The following is a 22302-nucleotide window of genomic DNA, read 5'->3' on the forward strand; positions in this document are numbered from 1 at the left end:
TGAGTAGAAACAAGACTGTGGTCAAAATTATCGTCGGAAAACAACCTAAACATTTTTTTTTAAATTTGCATGGCACTGGGAAGCGAATTTGCAATTATCTATTTTTTAAGTAACAGGAAGTTAAATTTAATACAACCATTAAAAAAATCTTTTATGCTTCAGACGGAAATAATGTCTGCTTCATAAAAGATTTTTTGTAATAATATTGTAATATTTACCTTCCGCGAGAGGAGAGCGCAGGATGATTATACATGCAAGCATGAGAACCGATATACCTGCATTTTATTCCGAATGGTTTACAAATAGAATCCGTGAAGGGTATGTTCGAGTGAGAAATCCCTATGATCCTTTACAGGTTACAGAATATAGCCTTGATCCTGAAGTCGTTGATTTGATTGTATTCTGTTCAAAAAATCCAGTCCCTATGTTGAAGTATATGGATTTGCTGAAATCTTACAGGACATACTGGTATATCACAATCACTCCATATGAAGCAGACATCGAACCAGGATTATTTAAAACAATTGTAAGTAAAAGAAAAATCATTGAAGCATTTCTGCAGATATCAGAAATTGTAGGAGAAGAGCATATTGGCTGGAGATACGATCCGATTTTTATCGATGACAAATATACTGTCAAGTATCATTTGGAACAGTTTGAGGGCATATCTGCGGCTTTACAAGGGTATACAAAAAATTGCGTGATAAGTTTTCTTGATTTATACCAGAAAGTAAAAAGGAATTTTCCAGAAGTGAAAATGGTATCCAAAGAGCAGAGAAAATATCTTGGGGAACGTATGACACGTATTGCCACAGAGCACAAAATGATTTTGCGGCCTTGTGGGGAGGGAACGGAACTTGCTGCATTTGGAGCAGACTGTAATGGCTGTATGACACAGCAGATTTATGAAAATGCCATTCATATGTCACTTGACATGCCGAAAAAACAATTCCTTAGAAAAGAGTGTGCATGTTATTTGGGAAATGATATTGGTGCTTATAATAGTTGTCCGCATATGTGCAAGTATTGTTATGCAAATTATGATGAAAAAAGTGTGCGCCTTAATCGTATAAATCATAATCCGAAATCAGCATTTTTGATAGGTGATGATATGCCAAATGACAAGGTTCATAAAGCAGTGCAGAAAAGCTGGATAAATGGACAGATTAGTTTGAATGGGTTCTTTATATGAAAATAAATTAGAGCTGGCTTATTGAAAGAGAATGTGATAAGATTAAGAAAGAACATACATTCGAAAAATGGGGCGGTGTAGTAAATTGAGAAAAAGTGAAAAACTAAAGAAAATTCAATTATTGCTGAATCAGAAAAATCTGTATGAGGACCAGTATGAGAGATTATTAGCTGCAACAGGAGACTGGAAAAGCAATTATACGGACTATCTGATCACAGAACCGATTGATTTGGTGGAAGAATTGAAACGTGTTCCGGAAGCTGATTATGAGCTCTGTACGGCATTGCTTACAATGCTTGTAAAGGAAGAAATTCCTGAAAATGCCTCTGATAAAACGTTTGTGGATCATAAAGGTCTTCTGATTTTAGAAAGAATGAATGAAATACTAAGTGTAGGAGCGAGAGAAGATGAAAGCGGGAGATACGGCCTATCTTGTGGAATCAAATAGATTTGTTCATGAGGTAGAAATTCTCAGATGTAATGGAGAATTGTATATTGTGTGTTTTAAAGATAACGGCGTCGGATTGTACTTTAAAGCATATCACTTACTTCTTACGTCTTGGAAAACTGTCAAAAGTATTAGTCAGGCTCCAGAGCATAAAGTTTAGAAAAATTCATATGATTGTTGGCATTGAGACTATTGGGAAAAGAATCAAATTGTTTAAAACTGCTGCTATCTATAGGTGAAAATCATAGATAACAGCAGTTTTTTGTGTGATTCCAAAAAAATCTTAAAAAAGTTGCAAAAAAATTTTATTTTTTACAGAAAATGGTACTTTTTTTTATTCTTTCTATACAGAGGGGAAAATAATTGATGAGGAGGATGCTTATTATCTGGAAAATAGTTTTAGTGATTTTGGTAGTATTGGCATGTGTTATTACGGGGTTATATTGCTGTCTGGTCAAGGCGAGTGAGGCAGATGCTGAACTGGAGAGGTTCTATAATGAAAAATATGGAAAGAAAGGTGGAAAGAAATGCCAAAAGGAAGATCAGGCATTATAACAGAGGAATTTAAGGGAAAAGAAAATACGGCATATCATGACGTGGAGAAATTGTTTAAAATTTATCGTTCGGTAAATTGGAAAATGCAGATTAAGATTAATCAGGTCAAAAGACATTTTCAGTTAGAGTATGGAACCGATGTAGATAAATTTTTGGACAGTTTATATCAGGCGGGCATGGATGTAGATACGGATCTTGCAAGTGAAAAGGAACGGGTGGAGTCGATTAATCATTCCAATAAATTTCTAAAACTGATGGATGAGTCCGTTGATCTGATGAGAAAATATCATCCGCAGGGCGAGAGATATTATTGGGTGCTCTATTACAGTTATATGTCGGCTTACAAAGCAGAAAATGTAGAGGAAATCCTTGATAAACTGGAACCACATTGTCCTCAGCTTACACGGGTTCACAGAACTACTTATTTCCGGTGGAGAGATCAGGCATTCGAGGCAGTTGGAAGTATACTTTGGGGCTGTGAAGGTGAATGTGAAAAAATGATGAAGCAGTTTAGCGAAGAGTTTCAGGAAATATGAGGTACAAAAAATTTTTCTGCGATTCTGTTGACACAGAAATTCCGAAAAAATTATATTGAAGCTGAAAAGACGTACAAAAAGACGCATAAAAATTCGGAATTTTGAAAGGAGAACAGATATGGTTATATCAGTTGACACCGGTAATAAGATGATTAAAACAGAACATTATGAATTTAATTCAGGAATAGATGTATTGGATACGATTCCTGGAGAAAACGATGAAGTGATTGAATTTGGTGGAAAATATTACAGGACAACAAACCGAAGGATATCTTACATGGAAGACAAGACAGAAGATGATCGCTATTACATTCTTACATTGATTGCCATTGCAAAAGAATTGGATACGATGAAAAAAGAGGCGGTTTTAGCACCTAATGAGCTGATCGAGATAGAACTTCTGGTAGGATTACCACCGGCACATTACGGAAAGTACCGAAAAAAGTTTCAGCAGTATTTCCAAAGAGATGGCAAAGTGGTTGGCTTTAAGTATGGCGGTACCTCTTATCAGATTTTGATTCATGAGGTGAAAGTGTATGTGCAGGCCTATGCTGCATATTGTGTGCTGGCAGCAAGACGTCATTTGACCGAACTTCCGAAAGTTCTTGTTATTGATATTGGTGGGTTTACGGTGGATTATATGATCCTCCGATACGGAAGATTGGAGAAGGAACACGTTGATTCTCTGGAAAGTGGCGTGATATGTCTGTATGGCAGAATTCGGGCTGCTATACGCCAAAAATACAGCATTGCACTTGATGAAGAAGATATTGATAACATCATTCTTGGAAAAAACACAGGATATATGCAGGAACTTAAAGAACGAGTCCGGGAGGTAACGATTGGATATGTAACGGAATTGCTCGGAACGTTCCGTGAGCTTGGCATTGACTTTCGAACAACACAGACTGTATTCATGGGTGGAGGAGCCATTCTGGTGTCTGAAATTATCAAGGTAGTCTGGGAACGCTTCAAAGGGGAGTATTTTATTATTAATGATCCTAAGGCAAATGCTAAAGGATACAAATTGCAGTTTCAGATAGAAGCTAAAGAACGGGAGGATTAAAAATGGGAAAGAAAGACGAATATCGTTTTAATCTTCGGTTTGATGAAACAGATGAAATGCACAGGCTGGTTGTAAAGTATTTAAATTCCTGTGGGCATAATAAAGCAAAATACATTGTACGGGCATTTTTGGCATATTGGAAAATGTCCGGCAAAAGTTTGCTTTCGTATGTGTTTCCGGAAATAGATGCTGAACAGCTGTTACCAGAAGCAAAGCCAGAAAATGATAAAAAAACAGCAGTTGTAGCAAAAGCAAGTGATGCTGGAAATGATAACGGGACATATATACAGAAAGATCATTCAGAGCAGCAGCTGTTGGAAAAGAGTTTGCAGGAAGATCATTTTGTAAATCTGGAAGGTGATTGTAAAGCAGACGAAGCAGAAGTTCTTCTGATAAAAAATAATTACAAGATGTTTGAAGATCTGGAATAGGAGGTATGTGGGTGCGTAGTAAACAAGTGCAAATTTTAAGCGGTATATGTGGAGTGCAGCTGATTGGTTATGCATGTCGGGCTGCAGGATTTAAAACAGATATTTGGATAGGGTTTGCAGGAAGTGTTTTCCTTATGTTGGATATTGTATATCTGGCAATTCAGGAAAAGGGCAGAAAAAAATGCCCTGAGTGTGATTCTGAGATATCAAAAAAAGTCAGGATATGTCCGGAATGCGGTTATCTTTTTCAGCAGGGACTGTCAGAAGAACAGCTGACGGGATACATTGAACAGGAGCAGGAAAAAGAAATGAGTTCGGAACAAATTGATCGCGCATTTGAAAAAACAGATAATATTGCCGCAGATGAGATAGATTCTTTTGATGGTGATATAAATGATTTTTTACAGGAATAAAAACAGAGAAAATAAGAGAATAGCTTGTAAATATATTCAGATGCATAAAAATTCATATGTGATTGTGAAAATACAGTGAAAAGTAAGAAATAGATTGCGAAAAATAGTATAATTCATAAAGCTGACTTTAAATGATGGATTAGAACCGACTTCCCGGGGTGAAATAATTTACCATACTAATTAAACCGGGCTCAAAGATTGGAAGGGCATCGGTATTAAAATTAGAAAGGGTATAAATTACTTGATTTGCGTGGGCTGCTGGAGTAATTTTCCGGCAGTCCTGTTTTATGTCTGTATTGCAAGACCACCTCCTTCAGAGATTACTGTATACACTAGATCATTTTGGAGGAATGCGGATATGACAAAAACAGAGAAAGAACTGAAAAAGGAATTTAGTGCTTATGTGAAGACTGCAATTAAGAATACACAAAAGCAGTACTTAATAAAAAAAGGCAAGATTCTGGATAATGAAATAGCCATGGATGATGAAGGAATAGATGAAATCTTACAAAAGCAGACAGAAGACCTGTTTGATAAGATGGATTTAAATGTAGATATGGTTCTGAGTGATGAAATCAATGTAAATTCTTTTCTGGATCAAATCAATGATCCTGTTCTTTATGTTTCTCTGTGTTCGTTGAAGGAACTGCAGCAGAAAGTATTAATGCTCCGTATAGTATATGTAAAATCATTCGATGATATTGGAGGTATTTTGAATATGACAGCAAAACAGGCTGAAAACAGCTATTACAATGCAATCAGAAAAATACGAAAACAGATGGGAGATAACTTTGGATGATTTTGTAGGGGTTTTATGTAGAGCGAGAATGAGCGAAAGGGAAGCTATACAGCTGATTGTAGAAATGTATCGTCCCCTGATGCTTAAATATGCTAATTTGAATACTGGTTTTGATGATGATTTGTACCAGGAATTTGTATGTTGTGTGATTAGTTGTATTTTTAAATTTCCGTTTGAAAAATGGAATGCAGAAAATGATCTGGATTAAGTAATGAGTATTGACACAGTGATAGGATGTGGTTATGATATAAATGTATAACATTTATTTCTGCTGGTTGCGGAAATATATAACTTTTGTTCCGGCTTTTTGCTGGAAGGATAATTTAAACTGAAGTATATTCGGTTATCGAAAAAGCAGAAAGACATTGATTATTTTTATGAATAGTCAGTGTCTTTTTTTGCGTTTTGGAGGAAAGGAGGAATATTTCTGACAAGGTAAATCTCAAAGAAAGGAGGAGCACGAATGAAGACGAAGCCGATGATCATGGCACATGGGAACCTAATTCTTCCATTAACGGTAGGACAAAAAGCAAGATATTGTCAGAATGGTATCTGGAAAACCACAGGAAGAGTACGGCAAATTATTGAACAGACAGAAGACTATGTAAAATTCGAAACAGATTCAGTACGGTATTGTATTGATCACTATGGAAGAGAAGCCAATGTTCTAGCATTGGTGGCATGACAAAGGAGCATATAATCCTGGATCAAAAAAGTATTGGCGTCAGTCAGTACTTTTTTGGTCTCTCTGAAAGAAAAAATGGTATCAGATATGAGGATGAACTGGAGAAATGTGGAATTCCAACCAAAACATGGAAACAAGCAGGCCAGATGGAATTGCAGGATTAGCGGAAAATAAAGTAGAAGAGAAGAAATGCTCCTGATTGCAGATTAAATAAGTGCACTACAGAATTAGGTATGCAAATACGAATAAAAGAAGTATAATATAATCAATAGTTTTTGGAACTGTGATCCAGAAACTATTGATTTTTGTGTTTAATGGGAATCAAGATCATCAAAAAATTCATCATAAGAACAGTTATAGATCTTTTTTAATTCCATAAGGACGCTGATTCGGATATTTAATTCACCGTTTTCATATTTGGCATAAGTAGAGCGACCAATGTCGCAATTTCTGCACTGTAATTCTGCACAGAGCTTTTCTTGGGATAATCCAAATTTTTCGCGAAGACGGCGAAGATTTTTACCAATATATACGTCACATTTTAATTTTTGCTCCATAAAAGTCATCCTCCATTGACCAGTATAGGTGTCAAATGCTGATGTTATTGTATGAAAAAACGCGATATAATATTGTCCGCTATACTGATCAAGAATGAGAAAAAATGATATAGTAATTGAGTTGGTATTAGGGTGTGAAAGAGGAGGAAGAATGAAACGTAAAGCGTTGTATCTTGATGATTCGGAAAAAGAGTTAGATGCACTACTTGAGAATGAAGATTTTTGGAAACCAGGTAAATCAGAGTGGGACAGTGAGATCCTGGATATTACGAATAAACAAAGGGAACTGGAAGAATCGCAATATGTAAAATCGAGGAGTAATGAAGCTTATTGTTACCTGCTTTCGGAATTGTATCCTATGGCTGAGAAGGTAGCATATGCACAGGGCTGGGATATGATTTTGAACATTGATGAAGAAGAGCATACTGCAACATTGGGATGTTGTGGACGGTTTCTTATAAAAACTGAAGGGGACGATGGAACACTCGAAAATTTTCTTTCACAGGCGATGGAATTTTCAGAACAATGTTTTTTTTCTGCACACAATGATCTTATAAAAATTAATTTTATTTTTAATCTGTATGAAAAAGAAAAAATAGCGGATCATTCAAAAGAAATCGAAGCATTGAAGAAACAGCTTGAAGATAATCAAGAAAAGGTGAGGGAATATTTGTTGGAAGAAATGGTTGATGAATACAGGAAATAATGGATGCGACAGTATTGCATCTGTATTGCAACAGCACTGATATTGACATCTGATTTTAGAATTTATACAATGTTAGCGTAAAGTTCTGTGCATGCGTATCATGCATGGAGAGCCATAGAATTTTATATTAAAGACAGCTGTTTTTATAACGGCTGTCTTTTTTTGCCCGAAAACTTGATCCTTGAAGTGTGACTTCGGAGCCTATCAGGAAAGGGGGATTTTTATGGCAGGAAAATTAAAAAAAGAAAAACAGAAGGTTTATCTGTCACCGGGAAATCTGAAAAGAAAGATGATTCCCCGTATTTTCTTTATGTCGTATCTGGGAATTAATGTAATTGCACTGACAGGCATTCCGGTTTATGCGTCAGATATCTTTGCAACAGCAAAAAATGCAATGCAGACAGTATATACAGATGTGGCCGGTATTGCTACTGTAGCAGCGGTGGTATGTGCTGCGGTGTGCCTGTTTTTAATGAATTTTTCCAAATCGGGCAGAACCGTGGATGAGTCAAGATCCTGGCTGAAACGTATTGTTGTATGCTGGGCTGCACTTATGACCCTGGGTGCCATTGTAACATATTTGGAAAAAATTATTCCGAAAAGTATGTTTACGGGCTGATGTATGATTTCTTACCGGTGCTCTCCCGGTTTTTGAAAGGAGGGTATCTCTTATGGATATGAATAAAACATGAGCTGGCTTTTGGAGCTGTTGGTAGATGCCATTCGCGAAATGTGCAGTCAGTTTATCGTGGATATGATGGAACTGATCACAAATATGTTTACAGAACTTCTGTCCTGTAATCTTTCATTATTTGAAGAATTGTTTTCAGTAGTGGGGAGCCTATACAAAAATGTGATTGTTCCTACAGGAATTGCAATCCTCTTGATGATTCTTGTATGGCAGCTTTTTAAGTCCATGTTTGGTGGAAAAGCAGGGGTAAATGCAGAAGAACCAATAGAACTTATCTGTCGGTCGGCCATTTCTTTATTTCTTCTTGCCGGATCGAAACCATTGGTTGACTACATTTTGAGAATTGCGGGAACGCCATATCAATGGGTTGTAGGAACAAAGGTCAAGGTCGCTAGCTTTTCAGGCTATGTATCAACTCTGGAAGGTGTTACAGATACACTTGGAATCAGCAGCCTTAGCATTTCGGTTTTGATGCTGATCATGCAGTTTGTTGTAGCATGGAACTATTTTAAGATGTTAATGGTCATTGCTGAACGTTATGTATTGCTTGGTGTATTTTCCTACACAGCACCTCTTGCATTTGCAACCGGTGGTTCTAAAGCAACAAATAATATCCTGGCTTCATGGAGCAAGATGTTTGGAGGGCAAGTAGTGCTTGTTATATTAAATGCCTGGTGCATGAAGATGTTTTTATCTGGTTACGGAAATATGATGGCAAGCAGTTATGGGTTTACGAAATTCTTCGCAGCTACACTTTGTCTGGTAGGATTTTGTAAGATCACATTTAAACTTGATTCCTATATGGCATCGCTTGGAGTGAACCTTGGCCGTCCGGCTCCTGGAATGGGAGCAGCAGGAGCAATGCTTGCAGCGAGCAGGATCATCTCTCAGGCAGCAAGGACAGCTTCTGGCTCTGGTGGAACAGGAGATGTCGGTGGAACCAGAACAGATATGGGATCGTCGGATGGAATGACAACCAATTTTACTGGGCCAATCCCAATGACTCCTAATGGCGGAAATGCAATGGATATAAATGATATGACTTCAGATGGAGATTTTGATAAAGAAAGTCCGCCTGGTCCAGGAAATCAACAAAATGAAGTTTCTCCGGCAAATAAGACTGTTTTTGAGGAACTTGGCATGACAACGGGAAGCAGCGATACGGCAGAGATGGATTTCGGATCTGGAGATCATGTAAATGGCAATATAGATTCTATGTCTGCTACATCAGAAACTATGTCTGGAATTAATGCTATGAGTGTGAAAGATGATGCAGAAGCATTTGCGGGAGCTGTTTCAGAGAGTAATTCTGAAGGAGAGACTCTTTTGGACGTTTCCGGAGGTGAACAGGATCTTGCAATTCCGGCTGCGAGCAATGTATCCGCCAACGGATTCAGCGAAAGTGGAAGTGAGCACGGCATTCTTGGAGAGATGGGCGATTATCCGGTTGAAGAGGAAATGAGTGATTTTGATTCAGAAATGGATCTGGAAAGCGGAAGCATTGAAATGACTGGCCAGGAAAGTATGTCCTATGGAAAAACAGGAACAGCGTATAATTCTTCTGTATCTGGTGAGGTTTCGAATGCAGGAGAAGGGCTGGGATCAGAAATAATGTCTGCACTTCAGGGGAATGGGGTATCTTCTGTGAACCAGGAGAAAGGTATCCTGGATGAAGTTGGTACTTCGTCTGTGTTTGGGTTTGATGCTGCACCACGAGCAGGGATGAATTATAATGAAAATTCTATGCCGACAGGAATGGAATCCATGTCTGAAAATGGAATACAGTCAGATGGAATTATGGATACAGGAGAAGATCTGGATGAAGAAACAGATGAGGCCGATTTTTATGCGAAATCGGCAATGGGTATTTTGGTAGATACAGCAGGAAATCCGCTAAAGGCTGAAAACACGAAATTGAGTGATCCTGGTATGCAAAATGAAGATGATATTCAGCCTGTAGCTGATGAAACAGGTATGGCAGCTGATGGATTTATGAATGTTTCGGGATCCATTCCAACAGGAGATATTTCCTTAAAAAGAAGCAGACCAGATACCCGTAGAATACGTGAAGTTCCAAAATCGAGAGCAGAATTAAAAGAAAAAGGTTCGGACAGACTCAGATAGGGGGATGAAAATGGCAGAAGAAGATAAAAATTCGTCCCCTCTGGATGAAGGCACAGAAATTATTGCACATACTGCTCAAACTGCATATGCAACAACAGCGGCAGTAGCAGCTGGAGGAACAGCAGCAGGAATGGCAGCAGGAACAGCCCTTGCAGGTCCTCTTGGAACTGTGATCGGGGCATTGGTATCAAATAAAACTGTTTGGAAAATACTCGTTTCTATTTTCCTGTTTTGCTTTCTCTGGATGTTTATTATTGCAAATATGATAGGAATTATTTTTAGTTATCTTGGGTTTGCAAATGCAGATTCGTATGCGAATGAAGCTCAATCTACGCAGCTTACGAATATACGTGACCGGGTTGAAGAAGTTCTGCAGCAGGAAGATTACAAAAAAGAAATCTTGAAAATAATAAACCAAAAGCACAAGGCTGTTTTAAAAGAAATTGACCAGGACAAAGCAGAAAAATATGCAGGCCATGAGCTGGTTGTGGTGGATGAATATGAAACGAAGCTGAAAAGGAATCTTGGATATTACCTTGCCGTACTGATGATGGAAAACGAAGATAACAGTACGGTTTTTTCTTTTTTAGGTTATGCAAATAGTTTGGGGATTGATATGTCCACAAACTTGTCCAGCCCATACGACTCATTTTTTTATGAAGCGGCACAGACGTACAATGTGCCGGCAGCGTTGTTGATCGCAATGGGTAAAGTAGAATCAGACTTTAATCCAAATGTTGTTTCTGGTGCAGGGGCATCTGGTATTATGCAGCTTATGCCATCTACAGCAGCATCTCTAGGGGTATCTAATGTTTTTGATCCCAGAGAGAATATTATGGGCGGAGCAAAGTATGTTTCCCAGCTGATTGAGCAGTTTAAAGGCTATTCAAATGGATTGGAACTGGCAATCGCAGGGTACAACGCAGGGCCCGGAGCAGTTATGAAATATGGATATCAGATTCCTCCATATGCGGAAACGCAGGCATATGTAAAAAAAGTATTAGGCTATGTTGAAATTCAGCAACATCAAACATCCACTTCTTCAAGTTCTGCAAAGGATGCTCAAAAATCGGATGCAGATACTGAAAAATTACAAACATCCTATGAACTTTTAAAAGAGTCGGTTGAAAAGCATCTGGATAGTTTTTTTGACTGGTCAGTTACAGATGAGCGAAAAGGCGAAGCAACGGAGACCATTTATTGTATGGAAGTGAATGGGAAAAGAGGTGAGATAGATCGAACAACCTATGAGCAGATTCTGGCACAGGGTGGAAATGCATGGCAGGAAAACCGGACAGTAGTATCCAAGAAAGTAGAATATACATTAGCGTTGCTTTTGAATGCACAGATTACAGGCGGAAGCGGGTATCAGTATAAATTTGTCACAAACAAGACAACCTTTGATATTGTGATCAAATTGTTGGAATATTTACAAAAAGGCGTAGATGCTGTTAAAAATGCACTTTCCACGATTTTTCATTGGACAGATTTTGTTACTGGTGGGAGCAGTGGAGATTCTTTTGTTGCAGGAAATATAGATGCTTCAGGGGATATCATTACATATGATACAGTCGGAAAAGGCGTAAAAAAAGTAGTTTATTTTAATCAGACAGAGGAACCGTGGAAAGGCATGTCTTATGGCTCCAGTACGATCGGTGCGTCCGGTTGTGGACCTACATCTATGGCAATTATAATTTCAACGTTAACTGGACAGACGGTAACACCTCAGATGACATGTGCTTATTCCATTGCAAATGGAGAATATGTTCCAGGCATGGGAACGTCTCATTCATTTCCGACGAATGCTGCCTATCACTGGGGACTTACTTGTGAAAGAGTCGGAAAGGACCGTATGAATTATGTCGTGCAGTCCCTTAAAGAAGGCAAGATGGTTGTAGAAATCTGTGAAGCCTATACGATTACAGGAAGTGGAAGCGGACATTTTATCGTATTGACTGGTGTGACCAGAGATGGTTATATCACGATAGCGGATTGTGCAAGCAGAGAACGAACCGGAAAAGTGTACAGTGTGGAAACTATCAAATCCTACGGACGTGATCTTAGCGAAGGAGCGTTCTGGATTGTTGGAAAAAAATGAGGGAAATACAGTGAAAAAGATTAGGAGCACAGAGCAAATACTGGTATTGGCAATACTGCTGTTCACATATTTCCTGGAAACCTTCCAAGTGGCATATGCACAAAAGGCAGAGAACTTGCCGCAGATTGTTTCCTGGCAGGATGGCAAAGGTTATCAGTCAGATGGGACATTTATTGCTGATGGCTGGGGGTATGATACAGTGAACCCGGCTGGGAAATATGTATTGTTTGATGAAAATGGCATGGTGCAGCTTCGAACTGAAACGATGGATCCTGTAAATGCGGAGGATGAGTATTCTGGGACAGAACTTGAGCCAGCAAATATTGCAGTGCGGGCAGAGATTTTTGAAGGATTCACTGGAAAGGTTCATGTGACAATAGAAGAAAATGGAGGAGTTCAAAGAGAAATTGATTTGGATTCCTCTGTTTTTTTTGAATGGAACCTGTCCGTGAATAGCGGAAATTATCGCTTGAAATCTGTGGAAGCAACACAGAATGACCAGAAATATGTTGCAGAATTTGATAACAACTATAAAAATCTTCCGGAACAGGGTCTTATTATAATGAAAATTAAAGTGAAAAATGAGCTTGTGGAAGCTGTTCAGACGGAGAAAAAGCAGAACAAGACAGATCAACAAAATAACATTCAAAATCCAGAAAAATCGGATTCAGGAATTAAAAATACGGAGGTGGTGACAACTGTGAAAAAAACAGGACAGAAAACAGGAATCATTATTGGCGGTTTGAGTTTTCTGGGTGCGGCAATGTGGTTATCATATCGGAAATTTCATCGTAAAAAATAATTCGGGAGGTACAGAATGATGCAGAGAGAACGATCCGATGTTTATATCATTCCACCCAATTTTGCAAAAGAGGGAACCCTGTTTTCAGGGAGAATTGAAGGCAGGAATGCTTTTGAGGCAGCTGTCCTTTTTATAGTACTTTTTAGGATACTGTTTTTTATAGATGTTTCAATAAAGCTAAGAATCTATATTGGTATAATTGTAATCCTGCCTTTAACAATACTGGCGGTAGTCGGTGTTAACGGGGAAAGTTTGCTTTCTTTCATTATTCAGTTTATACGCTTTGTAACAAGAAGGCGGGTAGTGACTGTACCCGATGGACAGTATAGATTAAAGAGAAACCGTCGTATTAGGAGACAGCAAAAGAAACAACAGAAACAGGAGAGAAAAAAGAAGAAAAGGCAGCAGGAAGGCGGTGTAAAAGATCGGAAGCGAAGTCGCAGAATTGAAGCAAAAGCTGAAAGAAGCTCAGCTTGCCGAGAAACGAGAACGGCGGGAGCAGAAGCAACAGCAGAGAGAAGACAAGGCGATGTCCAGGAAGCAGGAGAAAGAAAATCGCCAGATGCAGAAGGAACAGCAGAAAAAAGACGCACAGAAACAGAAAGAGCAGGCCAGGGAGAATTTCAGGCAGATCCGTGAGCAAGAGGCAGAAGAACGTAATCTGAGGAATCAGCTTGTTCAGAATGTAGAAAAAGAAGAACGGCCAGTGCGACCGCCAAAGAAAGAACTTTCTCGAAAAGAAGAGAAAAGTGAGAAAGTCCAGGAAGTACCGGATCTTCTGCCAATGAGCTGGACAGCCTCTTATATACCATTAAAACAAGTAAAAAATGGTATTATCCAAACTTCCGACAATCGTTTTGTTAAAATTGTTGAAGTATTGCCAATCAATTTCTTATTACGGTCATCTTCAGAACAGAGAAGTATCATTCTCTCTTTTATGTCATACCTGAAAATCGCACCGCCCAATATCCAGCTTAAAGTGCTCTCCAGAAAGGCAGACATTCAGGAGTATATTGATAAGATTGATGAAGAGGCTGAAAAAGAAACAGATGAACGTTGTAAAATTCTGCAGGAAGATTATGCAGAACTGATTAAATCCCTGGGTATGAAGGAAGCGATTACACGTCGCTTCTTTTTGATTTTTGAATATCCTTCCCGTAGTGGGAGTAAGAATCCAGACGAAAGAGATGTACATCTTTATATGCGTTCTGCTGTGCAGACTGCAAAAAAATATCTTGCCATGTGCGGAAATATAGTTTTGGAGCATGAGAATGAGACGCGCTTCTGCGTGGAAATCTTATACCAGCTGTTAAATCGTCAAACATGCCTGACAGAATCTCTGAATGATCGGATAAAAGAAGTTCGGAAGTACTATACAGAAGAAAACGGTCCAGAAAGTATACGATATATTCCTGTAACAGAACTGGTCGCTCCGAGAACCATTGATTTCAGGAACTGGAACTATGTGGTTGTAGATGGATTGTATTATACATATCTGTATGTTCAAAAATACCGTTCAAGAGTCCCGGCCGGATGGCTGTCTCTGTTGATCAATGCAGGTGAAGGAATAGATATAGACGTTTTTTTCTTCAAGCAGGATAAAAACCGCTGTGTGGAGCGAATTGGACGCAGAATACGCTTGAACCGTTCAAAAATCAAGGATACTTATGATTCAAACAGCGACTTTGACAGTCTGAGTGAATCCATTCAGGCTGGTTATTACCTGAAAAGGGGGCTGAGCGGCAGTGAAGAATTCTACTACATGAGCATTCTGGTTACGATAACTGGACATAGTGAACAGGAAGTAGAATGGCGTTCAAAGGAAATGACAAAGCTGTTAAGCTCTCAGGACATTGGCACAGGTAGCTGCATTTTCAGAGAAGAACAGGCTTTTTTATCTTCTCTGCCATTTTTACAGATAGACAAAAATATTTATGAGAAGTCCAAACGGAATGTACTTACATCCGGTGTAGCAGCATGTTATCCATTTGCTTCATATGAAATGTCTGATAAAGATGGCATCATGATCGGAGTAAATAAAGCAAACAGTTCGCTTGTCATCATAGATATTTTTAATTCGTTAAAATACAAAAATGCAAACATAGCAATATTTGGAACATCTGGCTCAGGAAAAACATTTTTGATGCAGCTTATGGCACTACGTATGAGACAAAAAAACATACAGGTATTTATTATTGCTCCGGATAAAGGACATGAATTTGCAAGAGCCTGTAACAACATTGGTGGAGAATTTATACAGATTTCTCCTTCATCGTCGAACTGCATCAACATAATGGAAATACGGCCTACAGATATGGAAACTCGCGATTTATTGGATGGGTATACATCTGAAAGGTCAGAACTTGCAAGCAAAATTCAAAGCTTACATATTTTTTTCAGCCTTCTGATTCCAGATATGTCACATGAAGAAAAACAGCTTTTAGATGGTGCAATGGTTACTTGCTATCAGGAAAAGGGAATCACACATGATAATCTGAGTCTGACGGATCCGGAACATCCAGGAAAATACAAAAAGATGCCGATTCTTGGTGATCTGCATGAAGTGCTTATGCGTAAAGAAGAATGCAGACGTATGGCGAATATATTAAATCGTCTGGTGAGTGGATCGGCATCCAGCTTTAATCAGCAGACAAATGTGGATCTGGAAAATAAATATGTTGTGTTGGATATTTCAGAACTTTCCGGTGACCTGCTCCTTGGAATGTTTGTGGCACTGGATTTTGTCTGGACAAAAACAAAGGAAGACCGGACAGTAGAAAAAGCGGTTTTTGTAGATGAAGCATGGAAACTTCTGATGTCTAATGATTTGGCAGGAGAATATCTGATTGAAATATTCAAAACAATCAGAGCTTATGGTGGATCGGCTATTTGTGCCACACAGGATCTGGCAGACTGTTTTGCGGTAAGAGATGGAAAACTTGGACGCGGTATATTAAGCAACTCAAAAACAAAAATTGTTCTGAACATGGAAGTTTCAGAAGCAGAACGGATTCAGGAGGAGTTGGATCTTTCAGAAGCCGAAACCAATTCTATTATTCATTTTGAAAGAGGAAATGGTCTGATTTCCACAAATAATAATAATTTGATTGTTGAATTTAAAGCAAGTGCTCTGGAAAAAGATCTGATTACCACTGACCGCAAAGATCTTCAGGAATTGAAAGACAGAATCCGAAAATATGGTACAGATGCTTATGGCAGGAAATAGTGTGAATAAGAAACGGCATTAAAAACGTTACAAAGGACGTATAAGAGGAATGAAATTAATTATATGTCATAAAAAACGTTTTGTGATGACGTGTAACAGATGTCTTTTGAAAAAGACATGAAAAAACACATTATATGCCACATAAAAAACGTCATTTATGTGGCATATGTTTATCATGGAAAGGATAGACCAGATGGAAAACAAACAAAAACCCGTGGAACGTGAAACCAGACAGTTAATTCAGACATATAATGTGCTCTTAAAATCTCAGATTTATGCATATTTCGCAAAAACCCAAAGAGATCATTTTGTAGGACGTGCATTTAAGACGCTGGAAAAAGAAAAACAGATTTATATTCATCAGGATCTGGAAATGGCAGCAATAAATGAAGAGGCATTTAAAGCCAGAAATGTAGGAACTTTGCAGGCATTTTGGGTTCTTCTGGATATTATGGATCAAAAAGAGGTAGACCAGCACTTCCTTGCATCAAAAGAGGAATATCCTGTTCGCATTGTGTTATGCGGTGAAGGAGAAATCTATGACATTTTGTATGTGTCAGAGAATGAGGTACAGGTTACCAACAATTTGTTTACCCGGAAGATGACAGATGATTGCGGGCATATCGTTATTGTGGAAAAGCCCGGGTACATACATGAAATCAGGATACCGGACGTGCTTGGATTTTGTACAGTGAAAGAAGGTGGAGAAATCGAATATTACAGAAATGCGGATGGATGAAAATGATTCATTTTTTAAATTAAAAGAACAGTTAGAAGATGCTCAAAAACTAATGGGAAGGATGGAACAGTATATAGTGGAAGCAAGAGGGGTATTGCAGTCCTGTATCCGGCGGCAGTCAGAGTTCCAATATGCTTATTTGGGAGATATGATTCAGGAGACTGCGAAAACTTCAGAACGTTTGACAGATAAATTAAGACGCCTGACACTTGAAATAGTAGTAAATCCCAAAGAATATGAGAAATACAAAGAAGATCTGGTACTGATACACGGAATTGAACTGGAGTATAAGGATGAGATTCTTCGGGTATCTGCTTCCGTCCTGATCCCTCACCGGAAAGATTGTTATACGGATTATCTTTATAAACCATTGCATACCGCTTTTCGAAATTGGTGCATGCAGAGAGCGGAGGAGAAGCTGGAAATTCCGACATATACAAATTGTACGATTTGTTTTGTACATGTTTATGATGAAACACTTCCGCTTGCAAGAGTGAGAGATCATGACAATTATGAAGAAAAACATGTGCAGGATATTATTACAAATTTTTTCCTGCGGTCAGATAGTGGATTATACACGAATACCTGTCATGTGACACGTATGGGCGAGGAAGACCGTACACTGTTATATGTGATGGACAGCAGCAAATTTCCAGCGTGGATTTCTGATTTTGGCAAAGAAACAGGTATCGAAAAAAATCATGAGTAAATTGCATGGGGATTCTACATGGGAAAAGAATATCTGATAAGGCATAAAATAAGCAAAAATCTGAACAAAATTGCCAGGTTATGTACCCAGGTATTCAACAGATAGGGTATTTTTGCTTTTTCAACGAGGGGAAAATAATTGAAAAGACAACAGGATAAATTATTGATTATTATAGCGATGTCGGGTGAAATGCCGACTTATTTAGGACAATACGTGACTGGCTCGATTTCATATACTGCTGCCCTGATTACAAGATTAAAAAAAGAAAGATATATTTCTTTGAGATGCAAGGATGGATATAGAGGATACGTTTTATTAGAAAAAGGCAGAAATTATCTTCTTTCAGAATATGAAAAAGAACTCTCTTTTTTTATTTCCGGTTCCGGGCAGACGGGGCATGTGAAAAGTGAACCAGAAAAAAGAATGCGGCTGTATCGAATGAGCGAGGTATGGGTCTTCTTCTGGAAGGCGGGTATAGAGATCTTGCGGAACCATAAACCAGATATGGATAAAGGGTTCGTGAGAGATCGGGGAAAAGCGTTTTATTATGGCAGTCTGGAATTTAAAGGAATGTCGGAAGCAATCAGGGGTTCCAGATCATGTGGGGTGCTTTTATCCGGGGATACTGTGTTAGTTGTTTACAATACCATGGATCGAAATATGAAATGGGCGAAAAAAATGGAATGTTCCATGCGTACCTGGACAGAGCGAATGCTCTTAAAGGGCGGATATAACAGCAGAGCGGATGCGCTTATTGTAGGACAAAACATAAAAGTATTGTTAAAGCTTCTGGAAAGTGATGGAGGCATAAAAAAGGATCTGTTTCGGCCGGATGATATTTATGATCAATATTATTATATTCCCATGTGCCAAGAGGGAATATTGCAGATTATCCTGCTGACAGAGAAGCAGAAAAGAGAAAAGCTAAAGCAGTTTTTGCTTTCAAGATTTCCCATAAGGAAAGAAAAAGAATATGCTGTCTATGCTGTGTGCGATGAAATTGGGAACCCTGTATATTTAGGCTATGATTTAGAAATGCGTCAATTATGCCGTATTAAACAGGAACTCTTATGGAGGCCGTCAGTAAGTATTGTTTGTATGGATTATCAGGCGGAAATAATAAGAGAATATTTGGGAGAGAAGGTGATCATTTATGAGCTCAATACAGAAAATGTAATGAAATACCTTATAAATGACATAGGAGAATAATCCTGGTCGATGGAGGTGGCTGCAATATGGCGAATCCTTTTCATTCAACAGGCAGTCCGATTGTGGACCGGATGTGTCGGCTGCAGTTTACCGGAAATGTAATCCCGGCAGCGTGGTATCGTACAATTATCAGAGATAATGGAAAACCCAATCTGACAGCAATCATTATTTTGTCAGATGTTGTGTATTGGTATCGGCCGGTGGAAATCCGAGATGAATTAACGGGACAATTATGTGGATTCAAAAAGAAATTCAAAGCAGACATTTTACAGAGAAATTACCAGCAGCTTGCAGATCAGTTTGGAATCTCCAAAAGAGAAGCTGTGAACGCGGTAGTTGAACTGGAAAAAATAGGAGTTGTGAAAAGAGTTTTTCGAACTGTCAGGAAAGGAGGAATGCGGAACTCAAACGTGCTGTTTCTGGAGCTGAATGTAGATGTCCTGATACAACTGACTTATCCGGAAAACCTGTCAGATGCAGGGTATCACTTCTTAAAGGGAGAGCTGTCACCATACAAAGAGAGAGGTGCCACATCAGGATGTGACAGGATATCACAGTCAAATGAGGCATATCTCTCTTTTGAAGGGGATACAAATACAGAGATTACGGAAGAGAATACAGACATAGAGTATCCACTCTGTTCCTATCAGGCTGTGGAGCGTGCGATTCGGATACAGATTTCTTATGATGCGTTAAAAAACGATCATCCATATGACAGAAGAGTTGAAGAAATCCTGGGACTTATTCTGGATGTAATGGTTTCTACAGCACCTAAACTTCGGATTAACCGTGAGGAAAAAGATATAGAGATTGTGAAAGCACAGTTTGCGAAGCTTACGAAGGATCATGTCGAATTCGTGCTTCAGAGTATGGATGATACCAGCACAAAGGCCAGAAATATCCGGGCGGTGCTCCTGACTGCATTATACAATTCTGTCAATACAATAAACAGCTACTACGGGAACCGCTATCATTTCCATCTGGCAGAAGAAACCAGAAGAGAAATGGAGGAAACGGATTGAGAACAGAAAACTGGAAAAAAATCGTGGCCGGATGCGGAATGGTTTTGTTAGCAGCATATGTGGGAGGCTTTTTTGAAATCTTGTTTTTAAGATCAGAAGTATGCTTAAATCCTCTGCAATGTCTGTATGCAGGGTGTGGTACTTCGTCAGGAAGAAAATGGTCAATGGCAGCCGTGGTACTGCTTTTGGCTTTAACGGTACTGGTAATTTGGCGTGGAAAAGACAATCCATTGCATGATGAACGTAATTTTGAGATTTCGGATCAGGGAACTTATGGAACGGCAGGATTTATGGGAACACAGGAACAAAAAGAGATACTTCAGGCAGACCGTGGAATGGAACAAATAAAAGGGATTATTTTTGGAAGGGAGTTGTCTAATGGAAATATATTAAGTCTTCCGGTGGATTCAAGACTGAACCGAAATATCGCGGTATGCGGTTCGCAAGGTTCCATGAAATCCAGGGCTTTCGCAAGAGTGATGGCATTACAGTGTGTACGCAGGGGTGAGAGTATGTATATTACGGATCCAAAATCAGAACTTTATGAGGATCTTTGTGCGTATCTCAAAGAAGAGGGATATGTTGTAAAGCAGCTGAATCTGATTCAGCTTACCCATTCAGATGCATGGAACTGTCTCGCAGAGATTGAAGACGGGGAGCTGATTGATGTGTTCTGTGATGTAGTGATTCGTAACACAACGGATAAGTTTGATCATTTTTATGACAATGTGGAAATGGATCTCTTAAAAGCTCTGTGCTTATATGTTTTTGAAGAGTATCCACAAGAGCAGAAAACTTTTCCGGAAGCTTATAAATTATTGCTGAACAAAAGTGTGGAAATGCTGGATTCCATTTTTGAAAGGCTTCCAACGGATCATCCGGCAAAAGGTCCATATCAGTTATTTTCGAAGGCAGAAAAAGTAAAAGGAAATGCTGTGCTTGGACTTGGAACCCGTCTGCAGATTTTGCAGAATAAGATGGTGCAGCAGATTACGAGCCATACAGATATAGACCTGTCACTGCCGGGAAAGCAAAAGTGCGCGTATTTTTGTATTACTTCGGATCAGGATTCTACATACGATATGCTTGCTACACTGTTTACATCATTTTTAAGTATCAAGCTGGTTCGCCTGGCTGACAGAACGGAAGAACGTGTCCTACCAGTACCGGTAAGTTTTATACTGGATGAATTTCCAAATATCGGTGTTGTTCCAGACTTTAAAAAGAAACTGGCTACGGCCAGATCCCGGCGGATAGGCATGAGCATCCTGTTTCAGAATATTCCACAGCTTCAGAACCGTTATCCGGATAACCAGTGGGAAGAGATCCTTGGCGGCTGTGATTTCTCGATCTTTCTTGGCTGTAATGATATGACAACCGCTACCTACTACAGTGACCGGACCGGTGAGATTACAGTTTCAGTTGCTTCTATCCGAAAGAACTTTTTTACGATCCGTGCCACAGATTATGTGCCGGAATATTCGGAATCACGTTCCATTGGAAAACGGCAGCTCCTTTTGCCAGATGAGATCCTTCGTTATCCGCTGGATCAGGGAATCCTGATCATCCGAGGACACAATGTGCTTCGGTTTAAAAAAATGGATTATACGGAACATGCAGATGCCGGAAAACTGAAGATGGAAAAGGTTGTGGATCATATTCCGAACTGGTATCGAAAGTGGGAAAAACAGCAGCAGGAATTTCAGATACTGGATGAGCAGGTATATGAAGCTTCGGATCCATTGGAAAAAAATGAGAATCCGATAAAAGAAAATGATGTGCAAGAACCACTGACTGTAAATGGGGCTGTTCAAAAACCAAAGAATAAAAAGCGGACAGGTAATGGTAATACGGTCATGAAAGTAGATGATCTTTTTGTAAAAAAATCAAAGGGGTGAAGGTTTGGAAATTAATTTAAATGAAATAAGAAGTAATTCGCTGGTTCGCTATGGATTCAGAGTTCTGCTTGCCAAAGAATTTGGACTTTATCTGAAGGAGCAGGAGGTGGAAAAAATACTGCTTGCAGAAAGCTGCATTGAAATATATGAAAATGTAGAGGAATTTCTGGAAAAAAGCGGATGGAGACGGGACAATCCAGAATTGTGCAGTGAATGCTATTTGTTTGAAAATCATATTTGCAGAAAAATCCAGGGTAAAATCTGGTATTTTTCAAGAATACAGTATGAAAATGGATTGCGGGGAATGAAGCAGGGCTTCAATTAGAGAATACGCAGTATTTAAAGTGTGAAAGGGCGGTAATATCCTGGCCAAAAGGGTGTTACTGCCTTTTTTTA

The 22302-nt window shown here is 38.9% G+C and carries 24 protein-coding genes; 23 read left to right on the plus strand and 1 reads right to left on the minus strand.

What is annotated here, in order from left to right:
- Positions 1-241: 241 nt before the first annotated feature.
- From NQ503_RS08000 to NQ503_RS08045, 10 genes are all read left to right on the plus strand, one after another.
- The gene (locus NQ503_RS08000) at positions 242-1192 is read left to right on the plus strand and encodes a DUF1848 domain-containing protein (RefSeq protein WP_005424189.1); all 951 of its coding nucleotides are present in this window, start codon (positions 242-244) and stop codon (positions 1190-1192) included.
- A gap of 85 nt (positions 1193-1277) precedes the next feature.
- Entirely contained in the window at positions 1278-1640 is a 363-nt protein-coding gene (locus NQ503_RS08005) for a hypothetical protein (protein WP_044925425.1), read from the plus strand.
- A gap of 375 nt (positions 1641-2015) precedes the next feature.
- Positions 2016-2195 carry a hypothetical protein gene (locus NQ503_RS08010; protein ID WP_226844680.1) on the plus strand — a complete coding sequence of 60 codons (180 nt, stop codon included), beginning with the start codon at positions 2016-2018 and terminating at the stop codon, positions 2193-2195.
- Complete coding sequence (locus NQ503_RS08015) at positions 2168-2731, plus strand: hypothetical protein (protein WP_005424184.1); 564 nt, start codon at positions 2168-2170, stop codon at positions 2729-2731. Before NQ503_RS08010 ends, NQ503_RS08015 begins: the two co-directional genes overlap by 28 nt.
- 118 nt (positions 2732-2849) lie before the next feature.
- Positions 2850-3797, plus strand: a complete 948-nt coding sequence (locus tag NQ503_RS08020) for a ParM/StbA family protein (RefSeq protein ID WP_005424183.1) — start codon at positions 2850-2852, stop codon at positions 3795-3797.
- Positions 3798-3799: 2 nt separating this feature from the next.
- Positions 3800-4228, plus strand: a complete 429-nt coding sequence (locus NQ503_RS08025; protein ID WP_005424182.1) for a hypothetical protein — start codon at positions 3800-3802, stop codon at positions 4226-4228.
- Positions 4229-4239: 11 nt separating this feature from the next.
- A complete protein-coding gene (locus NQ503_RS08030) occupies positions 4240-4641 on the plus strand; it encodes a zinc ribbon domain-containing protein (RefSeq protein ID WP_044925420.1) in 402 nt (133 codons plus the stop codon).
- Between the two features lie 358 nt (positions 4642-4999).
- Positions 5000-5440: a sigma-70 RNA polymerase sigma factor region 4 domain-containing protein gene (locus NQ503_RS08035; RefSeq protein WP_005424179.1), complete on the plus strand. Its 441-nt coding sequence runs from the start codon at positions 5000-5002 to the stop codon at positions 5438-5440.
- Positions 5433-5648 (plus strand): helix-turn-helix domain-containing protein, encoded by a 216-nt coding sequence (locus NQ503_RS08040; protein ID WP_022388724.1) that lies wholly within the window; start codon positions 5433-5435, stop codon positions 5646-5648. Before NQ503_RS08035 ends, NQ503_RS08040 begins: the two co-directional genes overlap by 8 nt.
- Positions 5649-5903: 255 nt before the next feature.
- Positions 5904-6125 (plus strand): hypothetical protein, encoded by a 222-nt coding sequence (locus NQ503_RS08045; protein WP_005424177.1) that lies wholly within the window; start codon positions 5904-5906, stop codon positions 6123-6125.
- A 311-nt stretch (positions 6126-6436) separates the two neighbouring features.
- Here NQ503_RS08045 and NQ503_RS08050 read toward each other — a convergent pair whose 3' ends face one another.
- Positions 6437-6682 carry a helix-turn-helix domain-containing protein gene (locus NQ503_RS08050; RefSeq protein WP_015525038.1) on the minus strand — a complete coding sequence of 82 codons (246 nt, stop codon included), beginning with the start codon at positions 6680-6682 and terminating at the stop codon, positions 6437-6439.
- Positions 6683-6776: 94 nt separating this feature from the next.
- Here NQ503_RS08050 and NQ503_RS08055 point away from each other — a divergent pair, with 94 nt between their 5' ends.
- The 13 genes from NQ503_RS08055 to NQ503_RS08115 all read left to right on the plus strand — a co-directional run bounded on the left by NQ503_RS08055 (position 6777) and on the right by NQ503_RS08115 (position 22231).
- On the plus strand, positions 6777-7388 hold the full coding sequence (locus NQ503_RS08055; RefSeq protein WP_005424171.1) for a hypothetical protein: 612 nt from the start codon (positions 6777-6779) through the stop codon (positions 7386-7388).
- Positions 7389-7611: 223 nt separating this feature from the next.
- Complete coding sequence (locus tag NQ503_RS08060) at positions 7612-8007, plus strand: hypothetical protein (protein WP_226844683.1); 396 nt, start codon at positions 7612-7614, stop codon at positions 8005-8007.
- 69 nt (positions 8008-8076) lie between these two features.
- Positions 8077-10203 (plus strand): hypothetical protein, encoded by a 2127-nt coding sequence (locus NQ503_RS08065; RefSeq protein ID WP_005424169.1) that lies wholly within the window; start codon positions 8077-8079, stop codon positions 10201-10203.
- Positions 10204-10213: 10 nt separating this feature from the next.
- Complete coding sequence (locus tag NQ503_RS08070; RefSeq protein WP_154648324.1) at positions 10214-12301, plus strand: transglycosylase SLT domain-containing protein; 2088 nt, start codon at positions 10214-10216, stop codon at positions 12299-12301.
- Between the two features lie 10 nt (positions 12302-12311).
- The gene (locus tag NQ503_RS08075; protein WP_154648323.1) at positions 12312-13103 is read left to right on the plus strand and encodes a hypothetical protein; all 792 of its coding nucleotides are present in this window, start codon (positions 12312-12314) and stop codon (positions 13101-13103) included.
- A 15-nt stretch (positions 13104-13118) separates the two neighbouring features.
- Entirely contained in the window at positions 13119-13742 is a 624-nt protein-coding gene (locus NQ503_RS08080) for a hypothetical protein (RefSeq protein ID WP_005424166.1), read from the plus strand.
- On the plus strand, positions 13666-16329 hold the full coding sequence (locus NQ503_RS08085; protein WP_005424165.1) for a VirB4 family type IV secretion system protein: 2664 nt from the start codon (positions 13666-13668) through the stop codon (positions 16327-16329). The genes NQ503_RS08080 and NQ503_RS08085 overlap by 77 nt, the downstream gene beginning before the upstream one ends.
- A gap of 193 nt (positions 16330-16522) precedes the next feature.
- Positions 16523-17068, plus strand: coding sequence for a DUF5697 family protein (locus NQ503_RS08090; protein WP_227222833.1), 546 nt, complete (start codon positions 16523-16525; stop codon positions 17066-17068).
- Positions 17031-17777: a DUF6100 family protein gene (locus tag NQ503_RS08095; protein WP_259893492.1), complete on the plus strand. Its 747-nt coding sequence runs from the start codon at positions 17031-17033 to the stop codon at positions 17775-17777. Before NQ503_RS08090 ends, NQ503_RS08095 begins: the two co-directional genes overlap by 38 nt.
- A 138-nt stretch (positions 17778-17915) precedes the next feature.
- Positions 17916-18986, plus strand: a complete 1071-nt coding sequence (locus NQ503_RS08100; protein ID WP_207635526.1) for a hypothetical protein — start codon at positions 17916-17918, stop codon at positions 18984-18986.
- Between the two features lie 26 nt (positions 18987-19012).
- Positions 19013-20008, plus strand: a complete 996-nt coding sequence (locus NQ503_RS08105; protein WP_005424157.1) for a DUF6017 domain-containing protein — start codon at positions 19013-19015, stop codon at positions 20006-20008.
- Complete coding sequence (locus tag NQ503_RS08110) at positions 20005-21906, plus strand: VirD4-like conjugal transfer protein, CD1115 family (RefSeq protein WP_227235201.1); 1902 nt, start codon at positions 20005-20007, stop codon at positions 21904-21906. The genes NQ503_RS08105 and NQ503_RS08110 overlap by 4 nt, the downstream gene beginning before the upstream one ends.
- Before the next feature lie 4 nt (positions 21907-21910).
- The gene (locus tag NQ503_RS08115; protein ID WP_005424155.1) at positions 21911-22231 is read left to right on the plus strand and encodes a hypothetical protein; all 321 of its coding nucleotides are present in this window, start codon (positions 21911-21913) and stop codon (positions 22229-22231) included.
- Positions 22232-22302: the final 71 nt, after the last annotated feature.

Source organism: Blautia obeum ATCC 29174, from assembly GCF_025147765.1.
In the GTDB taxonomy this organism is placed as follows: Bacteria; Bacillota; Clostridia; order Lachnospirales; family Lachnospiraceae; genus Blautia_A; species Blautia_A obeum.